An 18669-nucleotide genomic window follows, 5' to 3' on the forward strand; every position below is an offset into this window, starting at 1 on the left:
TCATCAATCAGGCTTATTGGCACAAGCCTGTCCTTGTGGTCTTTTCTGTAGTCTTCCATGTTCATATATTGCCCTCCTCAATGTTTTGGCTGCTCATCAGATTCCAGGAGCCACCCTGAAATGACCGCCCGAAGGCGGTTTCGCTTTATTTGCTGGTCAGTTTTTCCCCGCAGAAAGGGCAGAAGTAGACAAGCATCTTTTCCTTGAATATTTTCATCTTTGTTTTCCCATTCTTGAGGGTAAACTGAGCGCTGGCCTCAATGGGCATAAAAGGATGTTCATTGAGAGAGTTGCTCTCTCTATGCATTGTAAATGTGTAGCCTTTAAGCACCACGGCATGATCATTGGCTTTAGGGGCCTTTTTCTTGAAGTTATCGATAAGCTGTTCTTCCATCTTTTGTTTGCAATCACACATATGTGCCTCCTTGATTTGGTGCGCAGGCCTTCCGGCCTGAGCACCCTACATTTACCCCTGATATTCCAGCCCCAGATCCAGCATCCTAAGTTTGGTGTTCCTGATGCCGTTCATTGCCCTTGCCACCACTGCCTTTTTAAAATTCTCATCATCCGACCGGGTTAAAACCTGCAAATCCAGCACAACCGCGTTCAGATCCGCATGGATCGCGTTTATCTTTTTCTGCCTGGACAGTCTTGCGTATATTTTTTTAATGAACTTCTTCATAATTTCTCCTTTCCTCAATCCGGCTTTTTAATGATTCCAAAGACTTGTCATGCGCCTCGATCAACCTGACCAAACCATACTTCACACCCTGAACCATCACCGCAGCCTCGCTTTTCTTCCGTGCTTCCGCCGGAAGGTTCGCCATCTGCTCGTTTACATAGTTCCCGATCCCATCTATATCTTTCAGCATTGCGAGAAGCTCTTCACGCGGCATAATTACCTCCCTTAATATCAAGATTGCGTTTCACCACCCTTGAAGCCATCAGACCCCGACCATCATCCAGACGAATCCACACAAATTCCGGCTTCTTCGGATCAAAACCCACATCTACCTGACAGCCTTCGTATTCCCTGAGCCTCTGATCCGCGTAATCATTCTCATCCACCCGGATCACGCCTTTCCAGACCCTGCGCTTGATGATCCTTATCCGAACCTTTGACCCCGCCGTTGTTCCCCACCGTTTAAAGGGGGCAGGGGATTTCTTTTCATGATTGTTTTTATTCATATGGCATCCTTGTCCGAGACTGGAACGGCCCTTTTTTTTCAATTTTTGCAGCAAATTTAACTTGCACTTTATTTTTTCTATTGATTTCATTCATTTTCTTTGGCATATTCTTTCCAATCCTTTGTATTTTTGGCCCTGATGTGGTGCAAACACATCAGGGCTGTGTTATTTGGAGTCCCCGCCGTGGGCCTGTCCTGATCCTATTGTACAAATCTGGCACTCACGGAAGAGCCGAACTCTTAACGGGTTCGTGCTCGCGAAGGGGAGCTTCCTATTTTCAGCGCATTTTCCAAGTGTAATTTCTCCCAGAACCGGACAATCCACCATTGTCTGGCCAAATACTTCTTCAACCCTTGTCAAAAATCCGTCTAAAGCTCCTTTGTATTTATTGTTTAAAACCTGACTCACCGCAGTGGGTGAGTACCCAAGCATCCTTGCCACCGCTCCCTGGCCGAACTCCCTGCATTTTGTCCCAAGCAGCTTCAACCGTTGCTCTTCATTCATGATTTACCTCGACTTTTTCATCTGCTTTGTCCCCAGGGGCTTGGGATACGTCCTCGCATCCGCAGATTTCCTGTTTTTCTTTCTCTGTTTCTTTCTTTCTCTTTTTCTTTGTTTCTTTCTTTAAGAGAGTAGGGTCGCACACCTTTGAAAAAATTGACTGGCCGCATGTTTCGCAATAAATAGGCCGCTCGACCTGGTCTTTTATAAGGGTATATGTCTGATATTCCCCTACTTGTCGGCGTTTTGATGTGTTACCCGTTTTTCTGATGTATCCATGAACAACAAGTATAGTAAGCCATTTTCGAAGAATATCTTCATCGCTGTTACCAGTAGGTTCGATAGATGAAGTCATCAAAAGGACAGGGTTAGAAAAATCTATCCGTATTATCCTCATGCTTCTCCATGCCCTTTCAAAGATAGAATCCCTCTTTGCCTTTCTGCGGTAAGGATACGTGTTTTTTACCCCTCTTGGTCGTCCACTGTTCTCTCCCATAAAACTATGTGCCCTTTCGTATTCCTATTGTTTAAAGGCCCTGCCCTGGCCCTTTTGCCAGGGCCGACCGTGATTCTCGTTTGGCCATCCTTTAAGAAGGCCGGGAATCGCCCCTTGAGCGTCATCCATCCATCCCTCCCTCTTTTTTTAAAGTACCTGCTTCTTCCTCTTCCCGAAGCTCGGTTGGTCAAAATAAAGTGGTTTATCGCCCCATTGATCGGCATTTACGCTGTTCATACCGTTAGCTTCAGCGTATTTTTCTATCTTTGACAGAGCTATGACCACACGGCCTATATTTCCGTTGGTCTGCTTGTGTATGTATTGAACAAGGGCTGGAGCGATCTCTATATCGCTCAGTTCTGTGGCCACTTTCGTGGTATCGTTCAGATCCAGGCCTGAATATTCAACCCACTGGGTTATGCGGCGGGCAATACGGTCGTGTTCCCTGATATCTCTGGCAATATTTTCCATGCCGATCAGGATCACAGGACATCCGCTCATGTCATAGATATCGCGGAGTGAATCGATCATATCGAACTGCCTGAAGCAATAATCTGCCTCATCGACAAATATTGGCCTGGGTTTGGTATTATCCTTGGTAAGTTCATGAACTATGTAGTTCACCATGTCAGACCTGCGGAGCTTTCGCTTTCCCTTCAGTTCCTCACACAGGGTTCCGAGCATGGAGGTTACAGTCCAGCAACCCAGGGCGCGAACATAAACACCGTCATACATATTAGCCACGAACGCGATTGACGTGGTTTTACCGGTTCCCGGAGGCCCCCAGAGCAGCCCCATTCCTTCGGTTCCCTGCGGTCTGTTTAACAACTCGTCAATGCTTTGCATGAATCTTCTCAAATCTTTTGTCTGTACCATCTTGTGTTTCATGTGATATGTCCTCTTTAGAAAATTTAAACCCTGTTTACAGGGCGAGATTTTGAGCCGGGTCTTCACCCCGGCTTTTTTATTGCCTTTATTTTTGTTTATCTGTTTCTTTCTCTTTTTCTTGAGCTTAAAAAAACGGGCTTAAATCCCGGTTATTCCTTCATTATTCCCCTCTTAAAGTAGGCTTGGGGATTTACCTACACCGCCCCATGCGTCCCATCCGCCTCTTTTGCTTTCACACCATCATCAGGATCATGGAGGCAGTATTGATCCTCTTTGAACAGGCCGACTTTCTTTCCTGTATTCGACCAATGCTCGTAAGCCTCTTTCCACTGCATTTCATAATGCGTGATGATTCCGGCCTTTATCTTGTCCAGGATCAGGTAATAAACATCGAGAGGGCTGCTGATATCCTTCATCTTTCTTGCTTCAGCCAGACTCGCAACCTTTGCTTCCTGTCTCTTCTCGAATTCCAGAACTTCAGGCGGCAGCTCGATATGAACAGGCGCTTTCTTTTCTTTCAGGGAATCCCTTTCCAGAGCCGCTTTAGCAGCTTCTTCAAGTGCCGGGGTAATATGTGGGACGGTCTGTTTCGGGAACTCCATAATGGTCGCTATCTTGTCTTCACGGTAAGTCAGGATATCTTCCGGGACTGTCTCGACCTTGGCCTTTCTGGTAAGCTCTTTAAGTTCCTTTTTCTGCTCCCTCATGATGGCGGCCTGTCTTGCCTTGGCATGGTTTGCCAGTTCAGCCGCTGAAATACCTCTCCATTCAGGGCATTCGGCCACACAGATAAACTCGCCTTCTCCGCTGTAAACAAAGACGTGACCGAGATCCGTTTCATCCATCCGAACCATGACACGCTTCGCTTCCCAGCCCGCAAAATCGGGCGAGATATAATTTCTGGTGTCCACTCTGACGCCTTTTTTGGCCACAGTCCTGTAGCCGCCATCAACAGGAGCAGGATGCAGAAGAATATCCAGCGCCCTCTCATTCTCGACCACCCGTATCGGAGGCGCCCATTCCCTGACCATTTCAGCAGGTGTTTTACCGCCAAGGCCAGCATGGGAATCGTGCATATAAATGGCGTCCACCCATCTGTCGCAGATTTTCTGGAACTCAAGGGACGTGAGTTTTATCTCAACTTCTTCATCTTTTTTCATCAGCCGTGCGGAAAAGGATCGTCTTGCTTCAATTGCCTTTCTGTCAGTGACCGAATGGCCTATATAGCCGGGCAGAAGTTCCACGATTCCGTGGGAAAAAGTTTTTAAAGCTCTTTCAATGTGAGGTTTCTGTTCAGGTGAAAAAGGATCACAAAGGAAGTGCTCTATTTCAAGCCCTTCAAGAACTCGTTCAACATGTGCGGAAACATAATCCGCGCCGTTGTCGGTCTTGATGGTTTCGGCTACTCCCCATTCAATGATTGCCCTGCGTATAAGAGCTGCCACAGAGACCGCCTTTGAAGTTGGAGAAACCAGCAGCCTGAATCTTCGTGAATAGACATCAATGCAGCCGATAACCGTATAACGGCCATCAGTGAGCATGATATCCGCAGGCGTTGAGTCCATTTCCCAAAGCTGATTGAGCCGGGAAACCGTCTCGGAAGCGTCGCCGAAAGCGAACATATGGCGGCTTTTCCATTCATCAGGACTTGTAAGAAAAAGATGAAGGCTTGCGTTCATTTTCAGCCAGCGTTTTATGAATCTGCGTACAGAATCCACGTTTGCTGGCATGTTTCTGGCGGCCAGAGCCTTGGTTACACGCTTGAGCGAGTATCCCGGGAACTTGATCTTCATGGAAATCACCAGTGCCTGCTGTTCCTTGGTGAGATTGGTCTTTCCTTCGTTGCTTTTGTAATCATCTGCCAGGGCAAGGAGACCTCCTTCATTATATAAGGTGCGCCATCTGAAGATGCTGCGCCTGCTTGTTTTCTTGATCTCGTCAAGTACGGGCTGGCTGATTTCAAGAGTCCGGCTGTTGTATTCAATCGCAAAAAGATCCACGCCGCTTGGACTGCCTGGTTTATATCCGGCAGCCTTGAGCCAGCGTTCGCATGACTTCAGGATTTCATATTTTGCCAGGGCTGATTTCTGCTTTTTTTCAGGAAGCTGGTTGAATCTGGCAAGGTCGAGTTCCTTTTTCTTGCGTCTTTCTTCCTTGTTTTTAGCGTCAAATTTCTGACGCTTCACCGCAGATTTAACCGCCGACCTGGTCAGATCGTTATCAGGAAGATTCAGGCTATGGATCAGGGCCGTTTCTTCAGTCCTATCTGCGTTTGCAGATAGGACTGAACTGTTGAAAACCTTGGTTGCGTGGGCTTTCTTCCAGTTGTCACGGGCTTCTGATGGGATTGCAGGGTCGTCGATGTGGATTTGCCAGACAAGGCCGTTTCGAGCGCCTTTACCAGTGACAGGAACCTGCCTTTTCATGGTAAAGCTCCCCCTCTGAAGACGTTTTAATATAGTGTCTTCTTTGGCTGTTAAAATGTCCGATATCTCTTTAATCCCTATCCAGCCGTCCATGTGACTTATATCCCTGTATTTAATAGATTTAAGCTCTTTGTCCGTTATTCATTTTCTTGTCCGTTATCCTGTCCGATATTGCCTTCATAATTTCGGACATCGTTTTTGACACTTTGAGCCTTAGACAAAATTTCATTGAGATAGTTTTCAACACGCTGTGAGCGGCGCGTGCCATTAATAACTTGGTTGACAGTGCTCCTGTCTAACTCTAAATCCCTGGCAATCTGCGCTTGGCTGATCCCCATCTGAAGCAACGAAACCTTTATTTTAATTGCCTTTTCTTTGCTCATTAGTTACCTTTTGATTAATCCTACATGTTTGATTATTTATAACTATGGAAACTACAAAATGCAAGATAAAAATCTACATAAAGTAGAATTGATATTCGACGCTATAAAAAAATACTATAAATTAAGGACTTACAGGGAGTTATCAGAGTTCTTAGGGGTTAAAGAAGGGACTCTTAATGCATGGAAAGCCCGCAACAATATAGGCGATGTAGATGTTTTCCTTACAAAATGTAAGGGAATAAACTACGAATGGCTCAGAACTGGCCAGGGGGAAATGTTTATATCTGAACCGCTTAAAGATTCCGCAAGATCCGAAGGTCAAATAACTGATGAGTTCAGCTTCGTTCCTTTATATAATGTAGAGCTGGCTGCAGGACATGGAACCCTGGTGGAATCAGAGCGAGTTACATCACGCTATGCTTTCCGCAAAGAATGGGTCAGAAAAATTTCATCATCTCCAGGGTCTCTGGCTCTGTGCCTTGTAAAAGGGGATAGCATGAACCCGACTCTTCGGGATGGTGACATTGTAATGATAGATACGAACAGAAAAACCCTGAGCCTCAATGGAATCTACAGCATAAACCTTGGCGGGCTTGCTGCCGTCAAAAGGCTTGAAATGGGGCTAAAGGATAAGATAAGAATAATAAGCGACAATGTGGCAGAGTACCCGACATACGAGGCAGATCTGAGCGACATCATTATAATAGGTCAGGTTGTGTGGTATGCCCGCGAGCTTGTTAAACCTGCAAACGGCAACGGCGGCTTTTAAAAAATCAAAAGGGATTAACGAGCCTTTAAAGCGTCATTAATCCCTGTATCAATTAGTGCCAAACCACACGCATTTTTATCGAAAATTAAAAAAGTAGTGCCAAAAAATATTCCGGGCCAAAATCCCACCAAAACCCAGCAAATCCCGGCACTTCCCACATATTTTCACCCACACCCTATTGGTGCCAAAGCTCTCGCTGCTTCACAATAATGACCGGGGAATGACTTTCTTTCCCCGGCCTTTCTTTCAAATCCACGCAAAACCAAAATTCTTAAATAACGCTTATAATCTCTTTAAAAATCAGATCATATAATATATCTGTATTCTTAATTTGTGGCTCTGTTTCGCTTATGCTTTAAAAGCATAATTGCTGGCTCAGTTCCCGTTAAGACAGCTAATATTTTTAATAAAAAAGAGGCCTCAGGGGAGGCAATCTACTCCTTAAAAACCAAAGACAGACAGGAGTCATAAGGACATTTAACGACATAGTTGTGATAATGATTGCCTCCGGCGGGTCGCTTTTTGAAAAAGCTCCGCAAAAAACTTTCAGGTAATTAGACCGATGTCCGTCAAGTTTTAACCACTGTTTTTTAGAACGGAAACAAAAATGTATGAGTTGAAATATCTGTCAAATTACTCTGCCCAAATCACAGATAAGGTTAGGTCCCTGATTGAAAGCGGACAGCTTGGCGAGGTTATACAAAAAAAATACCCCATAATACAGCATGACATCGCCTCTGATAAAGCGCTTTATGATTACACCATTGGAATAAAAAATGAATATCTTAAAAAGACACGCCCTATAAGCAAAGTTGTATACGATGACAAAATAAGTGTAATCAACCATTCCCTCGGATTGCATACCCATGTGTCCAGAATCCAGGGGAAAAAGCTTAAATCCAAGAACGAAATCAGAATAGCCTCTATTTTTAAAAAAGCTCCCATAGAATTTCTAAAAATGATTGTGGTTCATGAGCTTGCTCATTTAAAAGAAAAAGACCACGACAAGTCATTCTATAGCTTATGCGAGCACATGGAACCTTCCTACCACCAGCTGGAATTCGATTTAAGGCTTTACCTTACTCACCTTGACTTAAATGGCGCTTATGATCGTTGAAAGACTTAGCAGGTCAATAATTCCAATGATCTTTGAAAAAAAATCATATATACGGATTCTTTTATTGTCTTGATAACGGAATTCAGGTTCGAGGCTATATGAATACCCCCGATTATTCGGCAATTTTAAGGGTCATAATTGTATTTGTGGTCATGTTTCTCACCATAAGAAAAAAATATTCCATTTCATCTGTTTTTTTTGGCGGAAGTGTTTTGCTTTCACTTTTTTTTACCATGCCATTCAAAAACTATATCCTGTCTTTTTTATCATCGCTTATTGCATCAAAGACTCTTTCCCTTGGGGTAATTGTCTCCCTGATAATTATTTTCGGAGATCTTCTTGAAAAATCAGGGTCAACATCAAGGATGGCAGAGATATTCAAGGACAATGAAAGAGGCCGGAAAATAGGACTCGCCGCATTTCCGGCAATAATAGGACTCCTCCCAGTTCCAGGAGGAGCCGTGTTTTCAGCGCCAATGGTAAAAACCCTTGCGGATAGCCATAAAATCGGCCCATCAAGAATGAGTCTCATAAATTACTGGTACAGACATGTGTGGGAATATCTGTGGCCACTTTATCCTGGAGTAATCCTTGCTTCTTCAATAAGCGGAATGGGATTTGACGTGTTAGCATTATACATGTCCCCATTTACGATCTTAGCAATATTGATAGGGATCGTGTATTTGCCTTCCGGCCGGATATCCCTTGATTACAAAATAAAGACAAATAAAAATTCACGGGATGATATGAGCCCGATTTTTCAGCGCGGCATCAAAGAAATCTCACCAATACTTTTGGTTATTATACCAGTGCTCACAATTTCACCTATATTTGCAAGAATTTTTCCGGAAGCACATATGATTAGGGATTTAATACTCATGGCATCCCTCATTTCAGGGATACTTTTTGTTATCATTACAAACAGGCTTGATATGATGACCGTGAAGGCAGCCATACTGGACAAAAGATTGGCAGACATGATCTTAATGGTGGTGTCAATAATGGTCTTCAAAAAAATTCTTGAGGATACAGGGGCCGCCGGCCAGATTGGAAGTGAAATTACAGGTGCTGGAATCCCGATTTATCTTTCAGCCTTTTTCCTGCCATTTCTAACAGGAATTGTGACAGGAATAAGCGTAGCATTCATAGGCATAAGCCTTCCTGTGATTATTTCTCTTTGTTCGGTTTCAGGAAATACCGCATTAATAGAACCCGTTACCATCCTTGCAATAGCAAGCGGATTCATGGGAGTAATGCTCTCGCCTCTTCACCTGTGTCTTATCCTCTCTAACTCATTTTTCGGTGCTGATTCTTTGACTTTTTACAAAAGACTTGTTCCTCTCTGCATTTTAATCATTGTTTTCACATTTCTGTATTTTCATTTAATCATGCTAATAAACAAGCCCTGAGTAATTCATCATTTGATCAATAATAAAACCGCCTCTTTCAAAAAAAGACGCGCCCATGAGGGCACGGCGGGACAGCTCGGTTCAGCCCTGAAAAGTTGACATGATTTCCTTTTGACATTTGGGAATAAAGCGATATAACCGCCTTGTTAATAATAATAGAAATCTAATAAGGAGCTAATGATAATATGAAGTTAGGCATTCTCGAAAGGATCCTTCCTCCGCCGGAAAAAAAATTTTACAGCCTTTTTGAAGATGGGGCAGGAATCTGTGCGGAGACAGCAAAACTATATCATCAAATCATAAATTCTGATGAAGCATACCAGGAAGACCATCTTATTCAGGCAAAAACTCTTAAAAGGATGAGTTCCAATATTTCTAAAGAGAATCTTGCCCTTCTTAATGCTTCATTCATAACCCCCATAGACAGAGAAGATATCCAGCTCATTTCATCACTGCTTTCAAGAATATCGAAAAGCATTGTAAAATCATGCATCAATCTCAAAATCTACAATATCGATCATTACAACGGATTCATGAAAAAGCAGTCTGAAACCTTGTTAAAGGCCACAGAAGAGCTTAAAAACGTAATTACTCTTCTGAAAAAAGGCCCCTCGCTCAAGGAAGTGACCGAATGTCATCATAGAATGAAGGAGATCGAAAACCACGGAGATGAAATTCTTTACCAGGCAACCCAGGAGCTTTATTCAGGCGCCCATGACGCTCTTCATGTTCTCAAAATGAGGGATATTTACAAGAATATTGAAAATGCTCTTGATATCTGTTCTGCCATTTCAGACGAGATAGTTAATATCGTTCTCAAGCATGATTAGGCTAAATCAGGACAGACAGGTAGCGGGGAACTTAGAAAATGACATATGCTCTTCTGATTGTTGTAGTTATAACAGCAGTTATTTTTGAATATATTAACGGCTTTCACGATTCAGCCAATGCAATAGCCACGGTTGTATCAACAAAGGTTCTTACTGCAAGGGCTGCAATCATATACGCCGGCGTGCTAAACATGGGCGGCGCCCTCCTTGGAACCCATGTAGCTAGCACAGTGGGCAAGGGAATTGTTGAAACATCCAGTGTAACCCAGGGTGTAATACTCTGCGCTCTTTTTTCCGCCATCATATGGAATCTTATCACATGGTATTATGCAATCCCTTCAAGCTCTTCCCATGCCCTGATCGGCGGACTTATGGGAGCTTCAATTGCAAAATCAGGTTTAGGCGTTGTAAAAATCCACGGAGTAGCCGAGAAAGTGCTCATTCCAATGGTAACATCTCCGCTGATAGGACTTGTAATAGGCTTTTTTTTCATGGTGGTAATTTTGTGGGTGTTTTCTAAAAGCAACCCGGACAAGGTCAATAAATACTTCAAAAAGCTTCAGCTGCTATCTTCGGGCGTAATGGCTCTCAGTCATGGGACAAACGATGCCCAGAAAACCATGGGGATCATAACGCTTGCTCTTGTGAGCTTTCATTCCCTTGATTCATTTGAGGTTCCCAAATGGGTTATTTTTCTCTGCGCAATAACCATGGGCTTAGGAACAATGGCCGGAGGATGGAAGATCATCAGGACAATGGGCAGCAAAATGATCAAGCTCAAACCTGTTCACGGCTTTGCAGCTGAAACATCTGCCGCCGCTGTTATTCTTGGCGCTTCCCATTTCGGGATACCAATAAGCACCACACATGTAATATCGACATCAATAATGGGCGTCGGAAGCACCAAGGGAATACACGCCGTAAAATGGGGACTTGTCGGAAATATTGTAATGGCATGGATTCTTACCATTCCTACATGCATGCTTATCGCCGGGGTTATCTATCATATTCTGCCCTTATAAATAAAACGTTTCTGTTATTTCTGTTAAAAAAGGCGGCCCCAGGCTGCCTTTTTAATTTTGACAAGATCTCAAAAAGTCCGATTGCCGTCATTCCGGCGCAGGTATAGATCCATAACTACCTGGAAATACAAACAGGCCTAATAACATCCGGCATTACGCTGATGCCTTTTTCTGACTTTTTGAGAAACCATCAAGTTTGTATATATTCGGTTTCCCCCCTTATCATCCTTGCAGAGAGTAAATTCATAAAAAGGAGCCTCAAGATACTGATATTAACCCAATTTTAATCTTTAGTTTTTAAAAGGGATAATGTAGATTTAAAGAAAATTCTGGATCACAATTCAAACAAATACCAAGGAGGGAAGAATCATGAAAAATGACTTTATGATATATACCTCGAGAGCCATCACACTGATCCGCAAAAACATATTCACGTGTATTCTTCCGGCAATTTTTTATGCATTATTCATACATAATCCATATATTGCATCAAATCAGGGGCTCTTTTTCCTGATGTCCATAATTCTGATTTTCTTCCCTTATCCTTATGTTTACGGGAAAATTGCGGAGATCATATCAAACTGCAGAAAATCATCCTGCATTATTCTCGTTAAGACCCATTGGGCGAACTATCTTATTGCAAGTCTGATACTAAGCACCCCTGCCCTTCTGCTCGGGCTGACAGGTGAATCATCTTTTATTGAAGAAGCAGGATCGTTTGTGATCGACATTGCAACTCTTTATGTATTTCCCCTTGTTTTTCTTCAGAAAACAAGCATTTCAAGCATCCTTCTCGGAATAAAATGCCTTATCGGAAATTTCTCATACAGCCTTCCTCTTATAATAATTAAAGGTATGCAGAGCATAATACTTTCTATGGTTCAAAGAATGATGGAAGGTCAAAAAAGTTTAATGGCAGATGTTTTTTCTTCCGTGGCAGGAGCCGCCAGCATTATGGTAAGCGTTTATATCTTCATTGTTGCGGCGATGGTTCTTAAGGATCACCTCGTAAACCTTGATGATGAATGTACAGGGTGAAATAATTGTCGTTGATCAACCGGGCACAATTTTCTCATAGGGAGTTTAATTTACGTCTCATTCTAATTTAAATCGAACATTATGGGCCTTATATGGTTAAATTACAGTAAAAAAAGGCCGATTCGTAGGTCGGATTAGAGCGTCCTTTGCTCGTAATCCGACATTGATCCGAATAACTCCGGCGGTTGCTTTTTTTTGAAAAAAGCTCCGCAAAAAAAATCATGATATGGGATTCAAAAATAACCATACGGGATGTAAGAGCTTGTTATACCATTTTCAAATCAAAGATGAAATCAAGGCGGCAAGGAGGAGGCGACGCAAACGTACGTGGTTTGTACGTTGAGGAGCTGACGACGATGCCAACATAGATAGCGCTTTGATTTGGAATTGGTATTAAATGCATTACGTTCCGGTAATGCTATCTAAACATTTTTTCAAAAAGACTTTTCCAGCGCCGCAATCCCCGTTGATTTTATTTCAAGATCAAATAATGCGAGTCCGAGCTTTCTTTTGTCAGATGATATCCCAGCCTCAAATGGAGTAATCCTTTTGCTGAAAATGAGTTCAATCTCTATCTTGCCATCAGGTTTTACCATCGAACTGCTGAAATAGATACGGAATATCCTTTTATCAGAACTTTCAAAAATCAATCTTTTGACTTTAATACCGTTAACATGGACATCTGCAAAATTTGGTTCAGAAAGAAAAAATGGCATGGCATTCAACTCAAGAACATAGCCTGGGTCAGTTTCATATTTATCAATTTTTGTTCTGATTATGGCATTATCACTATCAGTCCACGAAAAAGATGATTCTGCTTCAGGCGATGAAAAACCTTCAACTTCCATATCAATATTTGATGATCCATACCCAAAAGATTTCTTTTTACAGGTCCTGGAAGGAATTCCGCCTTTTATTATAACTCCGATGCCGCCCCATATCTGGGAATCACTTTCAATGATTTCAAGATGATCATACCCGGATTTGATGGAATTCCAAAAAACATCTACTTCTGCAGCGTGGGACACTGTTCCGGGAGGATGGTGTACTATATCATGAAAACAAATCAACCCTCCATCCTTGACTATATGAGAATACAGTTCAAAATCCTTTTTTACGCCTTCAAGAGAGTGATCTCCATCTATAAAAATAAAATCGAATTTTCTTCCTGATATAAATCTTTCGGCAACAGTCAGAGTAGATATGTCTTGGGAATTCCGTTCAATAATTCTTAGTTTTTGTTTCTTGCCAATAAAAGATTTAAATAATGCTCTTCTTGCAATCGAATAAGTAGTCTTAAATCTTCCGAATGGGACATCTATCCCAACAAGCTTGGCATTAGGGCGCACGCATCCTGAAAAAAGAAAAAGAGTTCCTCCATTAGCAGAACCAATCTCAAGCAAATTATTTGCTCCTGAATTTTTCAAAATTTCAAGTAGCTCATGTATCTCGCTCTTAATCTGAAGAGGAGTAAGGATACTATCAAAATCATCAAAAACGGCATTAACAAGGTCTGACACGCCAAATATTTTTTTCGCTTTTTTTATTCTATTTATATGCCTTAAACAGAATGCCAGATACTTGGCCTGAAGAAATATGCTATTTGCAACTTTGTCATGTCTCATTTGGTCTGTAGATGATTTTTCGGATCTTGTACTACCCATCATCAAAGCCTCTTCACCTTAACCATATTTGTAGTCCCAGCCACCCAAACAGGATGTCCAGCAGTTATGACAATGAGATCCCCTTTTGATACAAGACCTGTTTCGAGCGCTGATTTAGCGCCGTCTTCAATCATGTCATCAGTATTTTTTGACTGTTCCGTGAGCTTTGCAAAGCAGCCCCAGTAAAGAGAAAGTCTTCGAACGATGGAAATATCCGGTGAAAGCGCGATAATTTTTGCCTTGGGCCTGAATTTCGAAATCAGCATAGCTGTAAAGCCTTTACTCGTAGGCGCCACAATTGCAGAAACCCCAAGATTCTCGGCCAGAACGCAGGACGCGTAGGCCACGGCTTCCTCAATATTTTTTTCAGGGATAAGGCTCATGTCAACCGTGCTTTTTGACGTTTTTTCGGCAGTTTCTGCAATACGCGCCATATATTGAATTGCTTTGACAGGATATTGCCCGCTTGCTGTCTCCTCTGAAAGCATTACAGCGTCGGCTCCGTCAAGTACTGCGTTTGCGACATCAGTCGCTTCGGCCCTTGTGGGTCTTGGAGAATCAACCATGGATCTGAGCATCTGGGTAGCAATTATTACAGGCTTTCCAACAAGATTGGCTTTTTTGACAATTTCTTTCTGAAGAACAGGTACATTTTCAAGTGGGATCTCGACCCCGAGATCACCCCGTGCAACCATCACAGCGTCACAGGCATCAATAATTGCGTCAATGGATTCAATGGCCTCATGTTTTTCAATTTTCGCAATTATGGGCACATCCTTACCAGCTGCAATAATCAACTGTCTTGCTTCGTGTATATCTGAAGCCCTTCTTACAAATGAAAGGGCCACAAAATCAATGTCGTGCTTAAGTCCGAATTCAAGATCTGCCTTGTCTTTATCAGTGAGCGAGGGTGTACTTATTGTACCTGAAGGCAGGTTTATTCCCTTGTTAGAAGTAAGGACACCACCGGTTATTACGGTGCAGAAAATCTCATCGCCCTTGATTTCACGAACTGCAAGTTCCATCATTCCGTCTGCAAGAAGAATTATGTCTCCTGATTTTACGTCCCTTGGAAGATTTTTGTATGATACAGATACTTTTCCATCCTCACCAACAAGGATTTCGGTTGTCAGAATGAGAGTACTTCCTGAGTCAAGCCTTATGCCAGGTTCTTTGACAAGACCGATCCTTATCTTTGGGCCGCAAAGATCCTGAAGTATGGCGACATGCTTTCCGAGCTCATCAGCCACCTTTCTTATCATTACAATTTTTTCGGCGTGCTGTTCGTGGGTTCCGTGGGAAAAATTGAGTCTTGCCACATTCATGCCTTCCTGGATCATTGCTTTTATGATTTCAGGAGTGCTGCTTGATGGACCTATTGTGCATATTATTTTTGTTCTTGGCATTTCATCACCATATGAATGTTATTTTTTGGCTATGTTCGAGTCAAATATGACAAACTCTCAAAAAGTACGATTTTAAGTCATCCCGGCGCAGGCCGGAATCCAGAAACACCTGAAAATACCGGGTGCCATGTCAAGCACTGCATGACGCTTAAGCCCTTTTTCGACTTTTTGCGAGTCCATCAAATATAGGAATATAAAAAATAAACCATTTTTGAGTTACGTTTTTTTGGAAACTTTGTGTAAAAATTCTTTTAATCTCCATCAATTAAAAAACATACACAACTTTAGGACATTTGCTTCTTATAATAATAAAAATATATGGTTCTGTCTTATTTCAGCTTGAGCGCCTTCGGCGAGTCGCTTTTTGTAAAAAGGTCAGAAAAAACTTTATGATTATGTCAGATGCTTGGAAAACAATACTTTCGATATTTTTGTAAATAACTTTTTTCAGACCAGACAATCATACTAAACATAGTACATAGCCATTTAAAAATTTAATATTTTTGAGGAGACTTAAGGACCATTTTACAAAAAGTTGTCCAAGATCCAGAATTACAAAAAGGTTTATTATTTCGCTTTTCAATATCTAAGGGGAACACAGCCTTTTTTATATATCCTTTTCCACAATTATAGAAAAAAAAGCCTGTTTTTTATATATGAACGATCAAAAGAAATAATGGATTTACCAGTATCATCTATTATTTAGATTTGCACATATTCTTATGATCAATGCCTCAATAAGAAGCACATTATCGCCTCCGGAGGTCTTCATTTTCAAATCAAGCTTTGATAGCTCTTCGAAAAAAGACACAAGCTCTCCCATGGTAAAAGCAGAAACTTTCTGAAAAAGCAGATAAAGGGGATAAGGACTTGTCCCTTTTGCCATAAGAAGATCTGTTTTTGCGGCCTGGGCCTTTCTGGAATTAGCTGGAATTGAAGCAGACAGCCAGTTTGTAATGATTCCGGTCAGATCGGAATCAACTGAAGTGACAGACGGCATCACAGCATTCTGGAAATCGTTGTATGACATGCCCTTGCGCCATGCTCTGCCATTTTGTCCATCGCAAAAGCTTTTTACAACAAGCAACCTGCGGACAAGATTTATCATAGAGGCAAGAATCTGGAGAGGATGTGCACCTGAATCAAGAATTGATCTCATGAAAAAGATGGACGATTCGAGATCCCTGGAAGCAAGGGAATTGGTAAACTCGTAAATTGGGTCCTGTTTTGTTCTGGCCAGGACATTATTAACGTCTTCCTTTGTTATTTTCTGGCGCTCTCCTGAAAAATCAGCAAGAAGTTTTAGATTCTCGGAAAAAACCCTGAGATCGTCCCCGGTCATATCTCTTAGCGCCATAAAAGCAAGGGAATCGAGGCTCTTTTTGAGCGGGCCAAGCATTTCTGCCGCCTTTTCCCTGAAAATTACATCCTGGGCATCTTTATCAGCCTTTCTGTCCCCTTTTGGAATCTGACAATTTACGATCAGGGCAGTCGAACTGAATTTTTTGTATCCGGCCTTTCTCTTGTCAACAGAATCGCAAATTAGAACAAGAAAATGATTTTTCGGCAGTCCCTTAGCTATTGTCTTTTCAATAATTGAAGAGTCGCCCTGCCCTTCGTCTGCCGTTATTCCGTTTTGACGGATATGATTTATAATACCCCACGCCCAGTCATCTTCAGACGACAGGCCTATTTTTTCGTGAAAATTTGCCGAGGTTATCGAGGCAAGATCCAAGCCTGATTCAACGATGAATTTAAGAAGGAATTTAGAGGCTCTTTTTTTGTCATCCTTATCAAAGGCCTGTTTTGATTTTGCTATTATTCCAGGGAGATCTTCCTTTGATTCAAAAATTTTCGCGTCAGTAATACAGACAAGCTTCGGGCCAGGGAAAAAAGATCTGGTCATCAAAAATTCAATGGCATTTCCTATTCCTGAAAGCCCATCTGCCTTTTCATAATTTATCCCCGGATCCTTACCCTTGAAAACATGGGTCATGAGCTTTGCCATTGCAGAATCAGCAAGGCACGAATCGCCAAAGATCAGAATGGTTTGGTGAAGGTCTTCGCCTGATTTAAGATGTTTGTCCAGATCCCTGTGGGTTATTTCAGGCATTTTTCGTTTTTTTTCTTCTCAAATAAAAATGCATGAATACTGACGCTGTTATCATCATAATCCCTATGGTCTGGGAAACGGAAACCGTACCGAAAATAAAAGCGCCCCTGTCATCGCCTCTGAATATCTCGATGATAAAACGCATTGCTCCGTAAAGAAGAACGTATACCCAGAAGACCTGACCATCGATCTGCTTCTTTTTTCTGAAAAGCATCAAAGCTGCGAATATAAGCAGATTGCCGATTACTTCATAAATCTGGGTGGGGTGCAGCGGAATATCAAGAGGAGCAAGAGAACCATGATCATGAAAGGTGATTGCCCAGGGCAGATCACATTCCCTGCCGTAACAGCAGCCTGCCATAAGGCACCCTATTCTTCCCACTGCATGGCCTATGGCAAGACCAGGGGCAAGTATGTCCGCGTATTTCCAAAGACTAATCTTCTTATATTTTGTATAGGCCCAGACAGTTATTATGGCGAAAATAAAACCACCGTAAAATACGAGGCCTCCTTCCCATATCTTGAAAACATTGACCGGATTTTTCAAAAAAAAGTCAAGATTGGTAAGAATATAAAAAGACCTGCCGCCCAGGACTCCGAATATAATAAGATAAAAAACCAGATCACTCACAATGTCAGGGTTCTCACCAATCAAAACAGCCTCACGTCTTGAAATATAAAGGCCGGAAATAAATCCAAGCGCAAGAAAAAGGCCGTATGTATAAAGAGTGATCGAGCCTAAACTGAATATTACCGGATGCATAAAACCTCACTTGTGTAGAATCAATCAGGAATTTTGCCGAAAACAACATGCCATAAAAAAATAGCCATACCAATGGTAATGGCACTATCTGCCACATTGAACGCGGGCCAGTGGTAATTGAAGTATTCAAGATAGAAATCCAGGAAGTCGACAACTTCTCCGAATCTGATCCTGTCCACAAGATTACCGGCCGCTCCGCCAAGTATCATTGCAAACGCGGAAGAAAGCCATTTCAAGTCCTTTGGTGTTGACCAGTAAAAATAAATGACTGCTATTACTGCAAAACCCGAAACCACAAAAAAAACAAGGGCTCTCACCAGGCTTGAATGGTTTGCAAGAAAGCCGAACGCACCGCCAGGATTTCTTACTGATACGATATTGAACAAACCCGGGATTACAGGTATTTCCTGATGCAGGAACAGATATTTCAGTATGATGATCTTTGTTATCTGATCAATAATCAGAACAATTCCAGAAATCAGTAGAAGTCTGATTATTTTTTCTTTATCCATGACCATGCAGTAAACCTTTGCAGTTTATAAATAATTAGTGGGAAGACTGGATTATAAAACCTATACTTTTTTAAATTTATTGTCGGATTACGAGCAAAGGACACTATAGTCCGACCTACGAACTATTATGATTTTCACTTATAC

Annotated in this window: 20 protein-coding genes and 1 other RNA gene; 6 read left to right on the forward strand and 15 right to left on the reverse strand. The window is 42.1% G+C overall.

What is annotated here, in order from left to right; translation table 11 throughout:
- Positions 1-83: 83 nt before the first annotated feature.
- From K245_RS27210 to K245_RS0108785, 10 genes are all read right to left on the reverse strand, one after another.
- An RNA gene (locus tag K245_RS27210) (hammerhead ribozyme type II) lies at positions 84-146 on the reverse strand.
- Positions 146-415: a hypothetical protein gene (locus K245_RS0108735; protein WP_027358861.1), complete on the reverse strand. Its 270-nt coding sequence runs from the start codon at positions 413-415 to the stop codon at positions 146-148. The genes K245_RS27210 and K245_RS0108735 overlap by 1 nt, the downstream gene beginning before the upstream one ends.
- Positions 416-466: 51 nt before the next feature.
- The gene (locus K245_RS0108740; protein WP_027358862.1) at positions 467-682 is read right to left on the reverse strand and encodes a hypothetical protein; all 216 of its coding nucleotides are present in this window, start codon (positions 680-682) and stop codon (positions 467-469) included.
- Complete coding sequence (locus tag K245_RS0108745; RefSeq protein ID WP_027358863.1) at positions 666-896, reverse strand: hypothetical protein; 231 nt, start codon at positions 894-896, stop codon at positions 666-668. Before K245_RS0108745 ends, K245_RS0108740 begins: the two co-directional genes overlap by 17 nt.
- Complete coding sequence (locus K245_RS0108750) at positions 886-1188, reverse strand: Mu transposase C-terminal domain-containing protein (RefSeq protein WP_027358985.1); 303 nt, start codon at positions 1186-1188, stop codon at positions 886-888. Before K245_RS0108750 ends, K245_RS0108745 begins: the two co-directional genes overlap by 11 nt.
- Before the next feature lie 165 nt (positions 1189-1353).
- Positions 1354-1692 carry a helix-turn-helix domain-containing protein gene (locus tag K245_RS0108760; protein WP_027358986.1) on the reverse strand — a complete coding sequence of 113 codons (339 nt, stop codon included), beginning with the start codon at positions 1690-1692 and terminating at the stop codon, positions 1354-1356.
- Positions 1685-2185, reverse strand: a complete 501-nt coding sequence (locus K245_RS0108765) for a hypothetical protein (RefSeq protein ID WP_027358987.1) — start codon at positions 2183-2185, stop codon at positions 1685-1687. Before K245_RS0108765 ends, K245_RS0108760 begins: the two co-directional genes overlap by 8 nt.
- A 147-nt stretch (positions 2186-2332) precedes the next feature.
- Positions 2333-3073, reverse strand: coding sequence for an AAA family ATPase (locus K245_RS0108775; protein WP_027358988.1), 741 nt, complete (start codon positions 3071-3073; stop codon positions 2333-2335).
- A 194-nt stretch (positions 3074-3267) separates the two neighbouring features.
- A complete protein-coding gene (locus K245_RS0108780; RefSeq protein WP_198013858.1) occupies positions 3268-5499 on the reverse strand; it encodes a Mu transposase C-terminal domain-containing protein in 2232 nt (743 codons plus the stop codon).
- Between the two features lie 137 nt (positions 5500-5636).
- Entirely contained in the window at positions 5637-5882 is a 246-nt protein-coding gene (locus tag K245_RS0108785; RefSeq protein WP_027358990.1) for a helix-turn-helix domain-containing protein, read from the reverse strand.
- Between the two features lie 58 nt (positions 5883-5940).
- On the opposite strand from K245_RS0108785, the gene K245_RS26500 reads away from it, so the two are divergent.
- From K245_RS26500 to K245_RS0108815, 6 genes are all read left to right on the forward strand, one after another.
- Positions 5941-6651, forward strand: coding sequence for a LexA family transcriptional regulator (locus K245_RS26500; RefSeq protein ID WP_051283995.1), 711 nt, complete (start codon positions 5941-5943; stop codon positions 6649-6651).
- Positions 6652-7258: 607 nt separating this feature from the next.
- Positions 7259-7768, forward strand: a complete 510-nt coding sequence (locus K245_RS0108795; protein WP_027358991.1) for a M48 family metallopeptidase — start codon at positions 7259-7261, stop codon at positions 7766-7768.
- 98 nt (positions 7769-7866) lie between these two features.
- Complete coding sequence (locus K245_RS0108800; RefSeq protein ID WP_027358992.1) at positions 7867-9177, forward strand: DUF401 family protein; 1311 nt, start codon at positions 7867-7869, stop codon at positions 9175-9177.
- A 185-nt stretch (positions 9178-9362) separates the two neighbouring features.
- Positions 9363-10007, forward strand: a complete 645-nt coding sequence (locus K245_RS0108805; RefSeq protein WP_027358993.1) for a DUF47 domain-containing protein — start codon at positions 9363-9365, stop codon at positions 10005-10007.
- 38 nt (positions 10008-10045) lie between these two features.
- Positions 10046-11029, forward strand: coding sequence for an inorganic phosphate transporter (locus tag K245_RS0108810; protein ID WP_027358994.1), 984 nt, complete (start codon positions 10046-10048; stop codon positions 11027-11029).
- 369 nt (positions 11030-11398) lie between these two features.
- Positions 11399-12067 (forward strand): hypothetical protein, encoded by a 669-nt coding sequence (locus tag K245_RS0108815; protein WP_027358995.1) that lies wholly within the window; start codon positions 11399-11401, stop codon positions 12065-12067.
- Positions 12068-12501: 434 nt separating this feature from the next.
- Here K245_RS0108815 and K245_RS26505 read toward each other — a convergent pair whose 3' ends face one another.
- From K245_RS26505 to lspA, 5 genes are all read right to left on the reverse strand, one after another.
- A complete protein-coding gene (locus K245_RS26505) occupies positions 12502-13734 on the reverse strand; it encodes a class I SAM-dependent methyltransferase (protein ID WP_051283996.1) in 1233 nt (410 codons plus the stop codon).
- A complete protein-coding gene (gene pyk, locus K245_RS23705; RefSeq protein WP_051283997.1) occupies positions 13734-15137 on the reverse strand; it encodes a pyruvate kinase in 1404 nt (467 codons plus the stop codon). The genes K245_RS26505 and pyk overlap by 1 nt, the downstream gene beginning before the upstream one ends.
- Positions 15138-15828: 691 nt before the next feature.
- Complete coding sequence (locus tag K245_RS0108835; RefSeq protein WP_027358997.1) at positions 15829-17250, reverse strand: DNA polymerase III subunit delta; 1422 nt, start codon at positions 17248-17250, stop codon at positions 15829-15831.
- A complete protein-coding gene (lgt, locus tag K245_RS0108840) occupies positions 17243-18013 on the reverse strand; it encodes a prolipoprotein diacylglyceryl transferase (protein WP_027358998.1) in 771 nt (256 codons plus the stop codon). Before lgt ends, K245_RS0108835 begins: the two co-directional genes overlap by 8 nt.
- Before the next feature lie 20 nt (positions 18014-18033).
- The gene (lspA, locus tag K245_RS0108845) at positions 18034-18525 is read right to left on the reverse strand and encodes a signal peptidase II (RefSeq protein ID WP_027358999.1); all 492 of its coding nucleotides are present in this window, start codon (positions 18523-18525) and stop codon (positions 18034-18036) included.
- Positions 18526-18669: the final 144 nt, after the last annotated feature.

It is taken from the genome of Desulforegula conservatrix Mb1Pa (assembly GCF_000426225.1).
GTDB classification, from domain to species: Bacteria; Desulfobacterota; Desulfobacteria; order Desulfobacterales; family Desulforegulaceae; genus Desulforegula; species Desulforegula conservatrix.